This window comes from Desulfocurvibacter africanus subsp. africanus DSM 2603 (assembly GCF_000422545.1).
Taxonomy (GTDB): domain Bacteria; phylum Desulfobacterota; class Desulfovibrionia; order Desulfovibrionales; family Desulfovibrionaceae; genus Desulfocurvibacter; species Desulfocurvibacter africanus.
Window position 1 is genome coordinate 104,397 of the sequence record NZ_KE383873.1, and the last position, 13,160, is coordinate 117,556.

Here is a 13,160-nt window from a genome sequence, read left to right on the forward strand (position 1 = left end):
CGTGTGAATGGCCCGCCACGGGTGAGCATTCGGTGTGACATAGCCTTCCGCCGGCCGCGACGGAATCGCCTGCGGCAGTCCAGCAACTCGACCATCCAGAGGAATGCCATGACCGTGCTTGTAACTGGCGCCGCCGGTTTCATCGGCTCTCATGTTTGTGAAAAGCTCCTGGCCCAGGGACACGAGGTTGTCGGCCTGGACAACCTGACGCCCTATTACTCGGTGCAGCTCAAGAAGGATCGTCTTGCCAAGCTCCTGCCTCTCAAGGGCTTCACCTTCCTGCCCCTGGATATCAAGGAGCGCGAGGCCACGGCCCGGCTGTTCGCCGAGCAGCGCTTCGATTACGCCATCAATCTGGCCGCGCAGCCCGGGGTTCGCTACAGCATTGAGCATCCTGAATCGTATGTGGATTCCAACCTCGTGGGTTTCGGCAATATCCTTGAAGGCTGCCGTCACTCGGGCGTCAAGCATCTGGTCTATGCCTCATCCAGCTCCGTATACGGCTTGAACACGCGCATGCCCTTCAGCGTGCATGACAACGTGGACCATCCCATAAGCCTATACGCCGCCACCAAAAAGGCCAACGAGCTGATGGCCCACTGCTACAGCCATCTCTACCGGTTGCCGACCACGGGCCTGCGTTTCTTCACCGTATATGGTCCATGGGGCAGGCCTGACATGTCGCATTTCCTGTTCGTTAAGGCCATTTTCGAAGGCAAGCCCATCCAGGTCTTCAATCATGGCAAAATGCGCCGCGATTTTACTTACATAGACGACATCGTCGAGGGTGTGGTCAGGGTCATGGATGCGATTCCCGAGCCAAATCTCGCGTGGGATGGCCAGCGCCCCGATCCCGGCACAAGCCCTGCGCCGTATCGCATCTTTAATATCGGAAACAACAACAGCATTGAGCTGGAAGAGTATATCACGGCCATGGAAGAGGCCATCGGCAAGCCGGCTCTGCGCAATTACGTGGACATGCAGCCAGGCGATGTGCAGGCAACCTATGCAGATGTGGATGACCTGGCCAAAGCCGTTGGCTTCCGCCCCACTACGGATATCAGAACCGGCATCGCCAAGTTCGTGGAGTGGTACAGAAGATATTACAACGTATAGAGTAGAGGTAGATAAACAGAGGCTTGTCTCTCAGGCCATTCAGTTTAGAGCATTTTGCTTTTGAAAATGCTCTGCGAGCCATGCGTCGGCATGGCTTGCCGCTAGCTTCGGCGTAGGCGCAATTCACTTGCGCCGTCAACGCCGGAGCGGGCGTCTTAAAAGCAATCTGCTCTAGAAGTCCGATAGCGATTGCATGACTCGCGAGGGGCTCGCCTTATCCGGAAGTCCCAGGCGAGAGGGCCGGGAGGGTAAAAGCTCCTCGGCACCCGCGCAAACGTCCTTTAACTGTTATCGCCAAGCATTTCAGATTGCGCTGGAGCTTTGCTTTGCGCCGGAGTCTCGCTAATGAGCGTCATGGACGAGATGGGCGAGAAGGTGGTCATCTGGCGCAGGGAAAGTTCCAGGCGCTCGCCGCTCTTGAGTTCAAATGAATCTCCCCAGGGCAGGGGCGTCTGACCGGCCAGAGCCAGCAGCTTGTCCCGTGCTCCATTGCTCCAGGCCTCGGCCAAGGTGTAGCGGCCGGACGCCAGCAGCGTCGCTTCGCCTGCCCGCCAGTCAAGGACGATCCGTCGGCCGTCCTCGGCCTGAAGCACCAAGGCCTTGAGCCTGCGCGGCACGATGCGAATGAAGAATTCGTCCCGAGACTGGCTGGGAGTCTCTCGCGCCACGCGGCAGAGCCACTCATCGGGCTTGTCCGTGGGCACCAGCCAATGCTGTAGGAACATGCTTGGATCGAGGATGATCTCGGGCCCGCTGTCCTGACCGTCATTGAGCGTGCGGTTGGCTATGAAGCCCTTGAGGTTGAGCACTTCATCCTTGCCGCCGTGAATTCCCTCAAGCACGAGTTGGTCGCCGACGACAGCCTCAAGCGTTCTCCCCGCAGGTATAATGCGCAGGCTCCCGTTGTGCCAACAGACGAACCAGGGCGTTTGGCCGGGCTCCGCCTTTGGCCATGTGCCGGCCCACTCCACGGGGATGCTGGTCAGGGTAGTCCCGTCTGCGCGGACCTCCAGGGATCTAAAAGGTATTAAGGGCAGGCGCGGAGTTTCCAGGAGGTTGATCTCTGGCCGATCCGAGGCGAAGACGCCAACGGCGCCGGCCGCGCCGGCTTTGACTTGCGCGTTCGTGAGTCCAAGGTCCTCGGCCGTGAGGGCAAGCGGCTCGTAAGACAATAGTTTCAGAGGTGCCGGTCTGGTTGATCCCACCGACTGCGCTCCAACGCGTAAGACCGGCGCTACGATACGCGCTTGCTCGATGAGCGTATCCTGATCAGCTACCTGCAGGTGCAGTCCGAACTGCTCCAGGAGGAGCACTGTGGCGCGCAGTTGCTGGCTGACCTTCCATTCGACCTGCACGATATCCTTGCTCACCTCAATGGCGAAGGCAGGAATGGACCGGTTTTTCAGCGCATAGCAGGTCAATGATTTGAGCTGCTCGGCATGGGGCGAGTCGGGCCTGAAGGTATCCGTGGAAAACAGCCGAAAGCGGAAGTCGGCCGTGGTGATGGGCTGGTTGAGCCTGTCGAGTACGGAGTTGACGTAATTGGCCAGAAAAATCCTGTTCTCGAAAACAGGCGTGTCGATGATGATCGACTGTCCGTAGCGCCGGGGATTGCGCAGATTGTCCACCCATACCGGGTTATAGAAACCGGAGCCCTCGTGCAGGTGGATGAAGGCGTCGGCCTGAGCCAGGAAGAAGCGGATGGCCCGGGCCAGATGGTCTTCATAGAATTCGTTGTAATCGCGATCGAAGCGGCGGTTGAGGTCAACGTTGATCTGCCGCTGGCGCTTGTGGATGGACGGCACGTTGGCCCTGGGGATGATGATGAGCCGCCCATTGTCCAGCTTGGCGTGGGTGAGCTGCTGGGCAGTGAGAAAGCCCGCGATCTCGTCGCCCTGGATGCCGCCTTGGACCATGACCGTGGGGCCGGGCTTCGCGCCTTCCAGGATATACACGCGCAGAGGGTACTGCGTGCCTTGAAAGATGGTGAACTCGGCTCCGGTTGCGGGCCGCGCAACGACCAGCAGGGCCGCCAGGACCAGTAGTGCACTGGTGACCTGCCGATACACTGCGCGTGGCCAGCGGACGTACCTTGTCAGCCATTGGACCAGGCGGACGGAGCAAGGGAAAGGCATAACCCCCGCCTGTTCCTGGGCAAGCGACCTAGTTACGCTTGCCTGGCTAGGAAAGGATCTGGCTGAGCGGGAAAGTTTCACTGAATACCATTGTTCCGTTATCGCTACGACGGATATTGAGGCGGATGCCGAACAGGTCGTTGCCCTTGATGCCGGAGGGTATGCCGAAGACCGTTCGCACGCGTTTGAAACGCTGGATGCTGAAGTTCAGGTCCTCGGTAGTGATCGTGGGCTGCACGAGTTGCCCCGTGCGTGTGATGATGGCGAGATGCACTACGCCCGAGAGCGTCGAGTCCGCCACGAGGTTGTTCAGGTCGAAGCGTACCTGAAGCTTGTCGCCCTGTAGTCGGGCCTGGAAGTTATCCACGTTCGCCTGCTGCAGGTCCACATGGGTGAAGATTTCGTTGAGGTCGATATTGCTTGGGATCTGAGGCGACTCGGTCTCCACCGAAACGGAGCCGATAAGAGCGTGCAGTTCATCGGGGTCGTTGGATTGGAGGATCTGCTCGACATTTTCAAGCCGCTCCAATTTTACCCTTGCCTCGGTGAGCGTAATCTGCAGGTTACGGTTGTCCACGCGCAGCTTATGGCTTTCCAGCCAGAAGCGATAGCCCGTGAAGAACCCAGCCAAAGCCAGAGTCACAAGGAAGATTTCAGCGTAAATGAAGGCCTTGAGCCATATTTTGCTGAGCCTGAAACGCCGGACTTGGCTATCGTCGCGCATGAGCAGCAGACTGTACTTGGAGCTTGCCATCAGTTGCCCTTTCTCCAGTATTCGGCGGAAATGAGCCATTGCTCGCCGTGTGGTTCGAGGATGAGGGTCTTGGTTCCGGTATCCGTATATCCGTTGGAGCTTTCGTAAACTTGGCGGAAAGCAACTTCGATGCCTTTGGGATGCAGGGCGATGCGTCGGTTGGACAGCTCAACGCGCGTGGGGGGATTGTCGGCCCATAAGGTTTGTTTGTGTTCCATGACGGCCTTGAGGCCGTTGCGGCCCTGCTGATGCGCACCGGGCAGGTACAGCGCCGCGTAGCCATCCAGATCCGCTCGTTCCCAGGCTGCCTGCCACAAGGACAAAGCTTCGGATACAGATTTGGTGACGTGGGCCATATAGCGCTGTTCCAGGTCAGACGGAGGCTGATCGTACTCCTGACCAACGATCCGCCAGACGCCCTTTGGGTCCTTTTGCCAATACAGGCGCTTGCGCACTGCGGATGTGATGCCTGGCGCGCGGTAAACCTGGTCGAAGGCGGTCACCCAGTAGTCCGGGCCCGGAAGGGCCGTGATGTCGTCGAGCACGACCTGGATCCAGGGCATGCGTGCGAACAGGCGTTCCTTGTTGGCTTTGAAGGCCTCGAACGATTCCCCGCCCGAGCGGCTGTATTTCCGCGGGGCGTAGAAGGAGAAAAATGTATCGCTCTTGTTCTGCCAAGCCTTGGCCCACTCGCGCACCATGGCGATAATGGCGTTGGCCTCGCCCGAGTGGGACTGCCCGTCCGGCGGCCAGGCTATCTTCTGGGCGATGATCACAGGCGTGCCACGGCCAAGGGTGCTGCTTAGACCATGCAGGTCGGGAGTGTTTAGGGCCACGCAGCCCCGCGTCTCCATGGGCACGATCTTGCCGCCGCGGCCGTGAATCCAGATGCCGTACCCTGTCTTGCCCTCGATGCGATCCACGGGATTGGGGAAGTTCAAGGTGTAAGCGATGTCTCCATAGAGCTGATAATCCAGGCCGGTGGTAAGCTTGCGTTGGATGAAGTAGACTCCCTCGGGCGTGCGCAGATCACCCTCGCGGTACTTGTCTCCAGCCACTTGGCCCGTGGCGCAAGGCAGTTCGACGGCCTTGCGCAGGGGGCTGCGCCGTTCCATGAGAAAAAAGGTCTGGCTGGCCTTGTCGATGGCCAGGAAGCGGACGGGGGAATTCTCATGTTCGGGAATGGTAAGATGCCAAGTGTCGCCGATCGTCTGCGCAGGTGGGGCCATGCTCATGGCTGCCTTGGGATCGCCTTCGGGCACGAGGGCCGCTTCCGGCGTGGGTACCGGCGCTGTGCCTGCTTCGATGCCGGCCTGAGCGCCGGCATCGAAGCCTGCCTCGGGTTCGCTGACAGTCGCTGGTTCCGAAGGCATGGAATTTTGAGCCGTGGCCGAATCGTTCAAGGGCAAGGCATCGGCAATTACAGGTCCTTGCTCGTCAACCGAGTTCCGAGCGTCCGCAGCCGATGGATAGGCCGTGACTGTGACCAGCAGGAACAAGATCCAGAATCCGACTTGCAGGTGAACTGGGGCTCGCGCCTCGCGAGCGCGGGACGGACGTGTGCCTCCAGGCAAGCAGGGAGTCGCTGGATAACGTGAGCCATGCCTGGGGCATGGAGCCAAACTGGGCTTGGGGCAACGAGTCAAGGCCAAACCACCTACAGTGTTTATTCGTCAAGCTCGACACGGGCATGACCAACTGTGCCCATGGGACCGCTACGGGTTGTGGCCATCCCGGGGTAATAGGGGACCGGCGTATCCGGGCCCTAACGGGCTAATTCAAGCAATTCCCTTCGGGTGAAGATGGGCTTGAGCGTATGGCCCGCGGCGGCCAAGTTGTCACGGCCGCCTTCCTCTCTGTCCAGGACACAAAGCACCGTGGCGACCGTAAGGCCGGCGTCGCGCACGCGCTCAATTGCCTTAATCAATGTTCCGCCGGTCGTAACCACGTCTTCCAACATGGCCACCCGGTCGCCAGGCTGGAAGTTCTTGAGGCCTTCCAGATACTGGTTGGTGCCGTGCCCCTTGGAAGCCTTGCGCACGATAAAACCGGGCAAAGGCCTACCTTCCAGATAGGAGACGACGGTCACGGCCGAGATCAGGGGATCCGCGCCGAGCGTCATTCCGCCGACACCATGTATGGATGGATCATCGACCATATCCAGAAAAAGTTTACCGATGAGCCAGGAACCTTCCGGATGCAGAGCTGTTTGTTTGCAGTCGAAGTAGTAATCACTCTTGCGCCCGGAAGTCAAAACAACCTCACCGGCTACATAGGACTTCTCCATAAGGAGTCGAGCCAAGCGTTTCTTTAGCGACAGGTCCATTATTCAAGCACCCTCGTATATACTACGTCCTCGTGACGCAGGTAGAAGCCCATATCGAAGACCTCGTCCAGTCTGTCTGCGCCCAGTCTGCCGACAATAGCAGAGTCGGCGCGCACTGCTTCGGGAAAGTCGCGGCGTTCTTCCCAACAGAGCATGGCTATCCGCTGGACCATCTCATAGGCTTCTTGACGCTGGAGCCCAGACTCCACCAGAGCCGTGAGCACGCGTTGCGAAAAAAAGAGTTGTTGAGAGCTTTTCAAATTCCGTTCCATGTTCTCGGGTATGATGCGCAGGTTGCGCAGCAGCCCTGCAAGACGGGATAGCAGATAATGCGCCAGGATGGTCGAATCGGGCATTATGACCCGCTCCACGGAAGAGTGGGAAATGTCCCGCTCGTGCCACAGGGCCTGGTTCTCCATGGCGGCCAAGGCGTTGCCGCGCAACAATCGGGCCAGACCGCTCATGTTCTCGGCCGAGATGGGGTTCTTCTTGTGCGGCATGGCCGAGGAGCCTTTTTGGCCCTTGGCGAAGCCTTCTTCCGCTTCGCGCACCTCGGTGCGCTGCAAGTGGCGCAGCTCCACGCACAGACGTTCAACTCCACCGGCCATGAGGGCCAAGGTGGTGAAGAAGTTTGCGTATCGGTCGCGCTGCACGATTTGTGTGGAGACCGGATCCACCCTTAAACCGAGCAGCTCAAGGGCCGTTTCCTCGACGTCGGGCGTCAGCGCCGTGTAGGTGCCCACCGCGCCAGAAAGCTTGCCGACGCGCACGTCATCCATGGCTTGTTGCAGGCGCGTCCGGTGGCGGGCGAACTCGGCGTAGAAACCGAGCATCTTGAGGCCGAAGCTGGTGGGCTCCGCATGCACGCCGTGGGTGCGTCCCATGCACAGCCGGCCCTTATGCTCCAAGGCCAGCTTGCGCAGAACGTCCAGCAGGACGTCCAGGGCGTTGCCTACCAAGCTGCCGGCTCTGGCAAGCAGCAGGCTGTTGGCCGTATCCACGATGTCCGAGGACGTACAGCCTAAATGGATATAGCGCGAGACCGGACCCACGCGTTCTTCCACGGCCGTCAAAAAGGCTATGACGTCGTGGCGTGTGCGCTCCTCGATTTCCAGCACCCGGGCGCTGAAGGATTCATCGATGGGAAAGACGGTCTTAGACTCGATCTCGGCCATGGCCTCCTTCGGAATGACGCCGGCTTTGTGCCATGCTCGGCAAACCGCCAGCTCCACCTCCATCCAGGCGCGAAATTTGTTTTCCTGGGTCCAAAGGGCACCCATCTCAGGGCGTGTGTAGCGTTCGATCATGCTGTGCTCACATGGGGTTTTATGAAAGGCCGGACATGAAAAAGGCAGCCGAAGCTGCCTTTTGCTCAGGAACCGCTGGTTGTCCCGCTGGTTCCCGTCGCAGTGGATTCGGAGCCGCCGCCCGAGGCAGGCGTGGATGCGTCGCCGCCAGCCTTGGGTCCATCGCTTGTTGAGCTAGGTCCTTTGCTGTTGCTGGGGGAAGGCCGGCAGTAGTCGGTGGTGTACCAGCCGGACCCCTTGAGGACAAAGGACGTATTGGAGATGAGGCGCCTAGCCTTGCTGCCGCAAACCGGGCAGATCAACTCGCGTTCCTTGTAATCCGTCTGCCATTCCTCGAAGATTTGCTCACAGTCGGTGCAGCGGTATTCGTAAATGGGCATGCTTGAACTCCTGACGAAAAAGCATTGGCCGGAAAAAGCGAGGCTTCGGCCGGCCTGAACCATCACCACAGGAGGGTGAAATAAAACTTAAGGAAAAGAAGTCAAAGATCTTAGGACTTGGCCGCGGCCTTTGCTTCGTGGATGCGCTGCTTGAGGCGTTCCTTGCGGCGCTTGCGCTTGCGATCCAGTTCCTTCATGCGCTCGTGCTTTTTCTGAGCCATGTATTGGTTCCTCCTTGCATGGTTGGGTATTCGGATAAAGAAAAGAACTTAACTCGGGCTAGGGGAGTTGTAAAGGGCGCAGGCCGGAAGCAACACTCCGCGACAAAGCCGAGCGTCATTTTGCGCTAGGGCAGGTTGCCGCTTACCGAAGCACTGTTGCGCCATGTGTCCATAATTATTGGATCTGGCAAATGCAGCCCAACAAAAGAGAAACTTGGCTGCAACAGGCAAGCCAATGCGCCCTGTGCGACTTGTTCCGGCCGCGAGGCGTGGCCGGTCGAGCAAATCCCCCAAAAGCCTTTTCGCTATTTGCCAAAGGGGCAATGCGGATATTTGCACTCCACGCACTCCTTGCACATGGCGCCGTGGCCCAACCTGGCCAGGTCGCGCCGAGTCACGGGCAGGTCGGCCAGCAGCCGAGGCAGGAGCAGGTCGAAGCTCGTGGTCTTGAAGAAGAGCGCGCAGGCCGGCACGCCGAGCACCTGCACGTTGCCGATGCGCGCCAACAGGGTCATGGCGCCCGGCAGCACGGGCATGCCGTAGAGCATGTCCGTGGCTCCAGCGTCTTGCAAACCCTGGCGCGTCACGTCGTCCGGGTCCACGGACAAGCCCGCGGTGGTTACGATGAGATCGGCCCCGGCTCCGAGCAGTTCCTTCACGCCGTCGCGGATTGCCTGGCGGTCGTCGGGCCGTATGAGCGTCTTGACTACCGTGCCGCCCAAAGCTTCGATCTTGGGAGTCAGCGTGGGGGCGAACTTGTCCTGGATGATACCCTGGAAGACCTCGGTGCCCGTGATGAGCAGGCCGGCGCGGGCGCGGCGCAAGGGCGCCACGCGCAGCACCGGACCTTTATTCAGCACGCTCAGGGCCTTGTGCAGGTTGGGGCGGGAGAGATAGAGCGGAATGGCCCGCGTACCGGCCACGGCTTCGCCCCGGCGCACGACGGAGTAACAGTGGCGCGTGGCGCACATGACGTCGGGCACGAGATTGAGGGCTTCCAGCAGATTTTCGTCAACCACCAGCAGTCCGTCCTGGGCGGCCAGCAGGGTGATCTTGCCCTCGTGCGGCGGGCCTTTCTTCTCCAATGAACCCTCGCGGCAAAGGACCTCGGCAAAGGCTTCGGCTGCTTCGTCCTCGTGCACCCACTCGGGACCGGGCTGCACGTCCCCCTGCACGTAGACATGCATGCGGCCCATCTGCTGCAAGCGGCACACGTCGCCCACGCTGAGTTGCTGGCCGGCCTTGAACTCGGCGCTCTTGCTCTGGCCGGGTACGATGCGGGTCATGTCGTGCAGGGTGGTCTTGCCCGCGGCCTGCTCCACGCTCACGGAGGCCAAGCGAGGTTGGACTAAAATCTCGGATTCGCCGGTCTCCACATATGGCGCTTCGCCCTGGCAGCCTTTACAGATTGCCCCATGGGCCTTGGGAAAAGCTTCACCGCACAGGGGGCAGACCGCAATGGCTCCCTTGCTCGTCTTGCCGATGAACCTGGGAGCCGCCTTTACCGCCTGCATGGTGAGCACCGACTCGCCTGCCTCACGCATCTGCTGGCGCAGCTTGTCCGAATCCTGTTCTCGCTTGGATTTGAGCTTGAGGTACCAGGAGCGGATCTCGTCATATCCCCCAAGCTTGTCGACATCCAGAAACACGCGTACCCCTTCACCCGTGAACTTGTTGAACAGGCTCAGGGCATAGCGGTCCAGGTTGACGATCTTGAGCCAGCCGTTGCCGGCGGTGCAGGGTGTGAGCAGCTGGATGGCGTCCGGCAGGCAGCTGGCCGCCTCGCTGATGGCGTCGTAAAGCACGCCTTCGGGCATGTGCCGCTTGGCCATCTCCACCATGTAGCCACCCACGATGAGGCCCGGGGCCGGATAGCTGTGAAAGCGGCCTATGAGGTCCAGGTACTCATCGAACGTGTATTGACCGACATTGCCTTTTTCGCTCATTCTTTTTCGTCTCCATCGAGTTCGGACGGCTCGCCAGGTTCGAACGGTTCCGGCCCACCGAAGGGACGGACTTCGAAGGGGAATAACCCGTGGGAAGTCTCCAGGGCGTAGCGCTCCACGTCCGCGTGCCAGCGCTGGAAGGACTTCACCAGGCTTTCGCCAAGCGGCGTGAGGGTAAAGCCGCTACGGCCGCCGGAACTGACCACCAGCGGCAGGCCCAGCAGGTCCTCGGTTTTCTTGAGCCTGCCCCAGGCCGCTCGATAGGACATGCCCATGGCCTTGGCCGCCTTGTTGAGCGAGCCCAGTTCATGCACCTTGGCCAGCAGCATGGCCCGGCCCAGGCCGAGCACCATGCCGCCCTCAACCTCCAGCCAGAGGTGCAGCCGCATTCTTGGTTGCAGTTCTCCTGGCATCTCATCGGCAGATTTCATGGCTTTTCTCATGCTTATGTTAAGTTGAGCATAATAAGAGGCGATAACCGCTTTTGGACGGCTTTGCAAGTGAAAGAGTTTTGAGCAAGACACAGTCCGGAAGCATGGTCTATTACAGGGCGGGCGTCCTTGACGCAGTTGTGCGGCTTTCGTAGTTGTGCCTGTTTCGAAAAAAGACGATCACGAGAGCTCCATGGTCAAATCCGTCCGCACGCCTGCGCTGCCTCGCACCGCCGCCTGGCGGGACATCTGGTCCCTGGCCTGGCCGCAGACGCTGCTGATGTTCTGCAACTTCCTCATCGGCTTCGTGGACGTATGGGTGGCCGGCCGCATCGGCAGCGATGTGCAGGCCTCCATGGGCATGATCAACCAGCTCCTGTTCTTTTTTCTGGTGGTAGCCACGGCCGTGGCCAACGGGAGCGTGGCGGCCATCAGCCAGTCAATGGGCGCAGGCTTGCCCAGGAGGGCTTTGCGCTATACCGGGCTAGTGCTGGAGGTCGGCCTGGTCATGGGCTTGGCGATTTTCGCGCTAGGCATGTTCATCGACGACGGCCTGCTTGCCCTGCTGCAGGTGCCGGACGGCCTGCGGCCTATTACGAGTTACTTTCTGGACGTTTACCTGCTGCTCCTGCCTGTCTATTACCTTTTCCTCATCACGCACGCCGTGTTCCGCGCCCAGCGCATGGTCTTCGTGCCGCTTTTCTCCGGCATCATCACCGCGCTGGTGAATACCGTGGCTGACCTGGGATTGGGGCTGGGCATGTGGGGCCTGCCGAATCTCGGCTATCAGGGCGTGGCCTGGGCGACTTTCTTCTCCGTGAGTTGCGGCACGCTGTTCAACCTGTTCGTGCTCTGGCGCAGGGGGCTCCTGCGCCGGGAGAGCTTCGCCCCCTGGTGCTGGATTCGCCAAGCCTGGCCCTATCTGTTCAGGGTGGCCTGGCCGGGCGGCCTAATGCAGGTCGTGTGGCAATCGGCCTACTTGGCCCTGTTCGCCGTCACCGGCAGCCTGCCGCACGAGAACGTGGCCGCCCTGGCCGGCATGTCCGCTGGCATGCGTGTGGAGGCCGGCCTGTTCCTGCCGGGCTTCGCCTTCAATATGACCGCCTCCATTCTTGTGGGCGAATATCTGGGTGCGGGCCGGCCCGACATGGCCAAGCGCGCGACCTACCGCATTCTGGGTGTGGGCGTGGCTGTGCTCACGCTCGTGGCCGTGGGCGTCTGGCTGGTCATGGAGCCCCTGGCAGCCTTCGTGGCCCCTGATCCGGCGGTGCAGGCCCAGGCCATGGGCTATCTGCGCTGGAATCTGCTGGCCATTCCTTTCACCCTGACCTCCATGATCCTGGCCGGAGCCCTGGCCGGAGCAGGAGCAACCATCTACAACCTGCTGGCCTTCGGCTGCGCGGCCTGGCTCGTGCGCGTGCCCACAGCCTATATCCTTGGCCATCATGTGCTGGGGGATTCCACCGGTGTATGGATTTCCATGTTCGTATCTCAGGTGTTCCAGTCCAGCCTGGCCTTAGGTATCTTCCATTTCAGAGACTGGTCCAAATTCGCCATGCGGCGACGCAAGACCCTAACCGGAGCCACCAATGGAACTCAGCTTCGAACCCATTAGAATCGCCCGTCGCGAGGAGTACCGGAGCCTCCTGGCCCGTTGCCCGCAGCCTGCCTCGGACTACAGCTTCATCAACCTGTGGGGCTGGCAAGAGGTCTACGGCCTGGAGTGGGCCTTCCAGGACGGGCTTGTCTGGATCCGCCAGACCTTGCCCGAACCGGTACTGTGGGCGCCTATTGGCGACTGGGCCGCGGCGGATTGGAAATCCATGGCTCATTTCGTGGCGGGCAGGCGCTTTATCCGCGTGCCCGAGAAGCTCGCCGAGCGCTGGCTGAACCTCTTTTCGCCATATATCAAGGAATCTCGCGGCCATTGGGATTACGTCTACCTGGTTAAGGATCTGGTCGATCTGGAGGGGGAGCGTTTTCGCAAGAAGCGCGAGCAGTTCGAGACTTTCGTGACGGGTCATGCCAGCGAATACTACGAGATGGGCCCCGATTGCGTTGAGGAGGCCCTCGACATGCAGGCCGAATGGTGCCGCTGGCGCGACTGTGAAGAGTCGGGGGCCTTGATGGCCGAGAACACGGCCATTGTGCATGTGCTGGAAAACTGGGATCGGCTGCCCGAGCTCCTGGGCGGGGCCATCCGGGTGGATGGCAAGCTGGTGGCCTACACCGTGGCCGAGCAATTGTCCGAGGACACGCTGGTCATCCACTTCGAGAAGGCCCACGCAAACCTCGAGGGCGCGTACCAGGCTATCAATCGGCTATTCCTGGCCCACACGGCCTCGTTCTATCGCTACGTCAACCGCGAGCAGGACCTGGATGAGCCGGGTTTGCGCAAGGCCAAGCTCTCCTACAATCCCATATCCTTCGTGCACAAGTTCGAGCTGACCTTTACATAGTCGCCTGGGCCATAGCCGGCCCAGGCCAGGGACTGGCCTGGCGGCAGCCACGTATCCGGCGATGCAATACGCATTGCCGGGTGTG

Annotated in this window: 11 protein-coding genes; 3 read left to right on the plus strand and 8 right to left on the minus strand. The window is 60.4% G+C overall.

Going from position 1 to position 13,160, the window contains the following annotated elements:
- Positions 1 to 108 precede the first annotated feature (108 nt).
- On the plus strand, positions 109 to 1,116 hold the full coding sequence (locus H585_RS0118195) for an NAD-dependent epimerase (RefSeq protein WP_027368870.1): 1,008 nt from the start codon (positions 109 to 111) through the stop codon (positions 1,114 to 1,116).
- 281 nt (positions 1,117 to 1,397) lie between these two features.
- Here the strand turns inward: H585_RS0118195 and H585_RS0118200 are convergent, their stop codons facing one another.
- From H585_RS0118200 to H585_RS0118240, 8 genes are all read right to left on the minus strand, one after another.
- Positions 1,398 to 3,251: a M99 family carboxypeptidase catalytic domain-containing protein gene (locus tag H585_RS0118200; protein ID WP_027368871.1), complete on the minus strand. Its 1,854-nt coding sequence runs from the start codon at positions 3,249 to 3,251 to the stop codon at positions 1,398 to 1,400.
- A gap of 46 nt (positions 3,252 to 3,297) precedes the next feature.
- Positions 3,298 to 4,005: a hypothetical protein gene (locus tag H585_RS0118205; RefSeq protein ID WP_027368872.1), complete on the minus strand. Its 708-nt coding sequence runs from the start codon at positions 4,003 to 4,005 to the stop codon at positions 3,298 to 3,300.
- Positions 4,005 to 5,504: a L,D-transpeptidase family protein gene (locus H585_RS0118210; protein WP_244432627.1), complete on the minus strand. Its 1,500-nt coding sequence runs from the start codon at positions 5,502 to 5,504 to the stop codon at positions 4,005 to 4,007. Before H585_RS0118210 ends, H585_RS0118205 begins: the two co-directional genes overlap by 1 nt.
- A gap of 266 nt (positions 5,505 to 5,770) precedes the next feature.
- Positions 5,771 to 6,331 (minus strand): orotate phosphoribosyltransferase, encoded by a 561-nt coding sequence (gene pyrE / locus H585_RS0118215; RefSeq protein WP_005989640.1) that lies wholly within the window; start codon positions 6,329 to 6,331, stop codon positions 5,771 to 5,773.
- Positions 6,331 to 7,638 (minus strand): adenylosuccinate lyase, encoded by a 1,308-nt coding sequence (gene purB / locus H585_RS0118220; RefSeq protein ID WP_027368874.1) that lies wholly within the window; start codon positions 7,636 to 7,638, stop codon positions 6,331 to 6,333. The genes pyrE and purB overlap by 1 nt, the downstream gene beginning before the upstream one ends.
- A 65-nt stretch (positions 7,639 to 7,703) precedes the next feature.
- Positions 7,704 to 8,018: an FmdB family zinc ribbon protein gene (locus H585_RS0118225; protein ID WP_014260446.1), complete on the minus strand. Its 315-nt coding sequence runs from the start codon at positions 8,016 to 8,018 to the stop codon at positions 7,704 to 7,706.
- Between the two features lie 526 nt (positions 8,019 to 8,544).
- Positions 8,545 to 10,185, minus strand: coding sequence for an FmdE family protein (locus H585_RS0118235; RefSeq protein ID WP_027368875.1), 1,641 nt, complete (start codon positions 10,183 to 10,185; stop codon positions 8,545 to 8,547).
- A complete protein-coding gene (locus tag H585_RS0118240; protein WP_027368876.1) occupies positions 10,182 to 10,616 on the minus strand; it encodes a winged helix-turn-helix domain-containing protein in 435 nt (144 codons plus the stop codon). The genes H585_RS0118235 and H585_RS0118240 overlap by 4 nt, the downstream gene beginning before the upstream one ends.
- 193 nt (positions 10,617 to 10,809) lie before the next feature.
- Here H585_RS0118240 and H585_RS0118245 point away from each other — a divergent pair, with 193 nt between their 5' ends.
- Together H585_RS0118245 and H585_RS0118250 are read left to right on the plus strand one after the other, a co-directional pair.
- Entirely contained in the window at positions 10,810 to 12,231 is a 1,422-nt protein-coding gene (locus H585_RS0118245; protein ID WP_027368877.1) for an MATE family efflux transporter, read from the plus strand.
- Positions 12,206 to 13,075 carry a DUF2156 domain-containing protein gene (locus H585_RS0118250; protein ID WP_027368878.1) on the plus strand — a complete coding sequence of 290 codons (870 nt, stop codon included), beginning with the start codon at positions 12,206 to 12,208 and terminating at the stop codon, positions 13,073 to 13,075. Before H585_RS0118245 ends, H585_RS0118250 begins: the two co-directional genes overlap by 26 nt.
- The last annotated feature ends 85 nt before the right edge of the window (positions 13,076 to 13,160 follow it).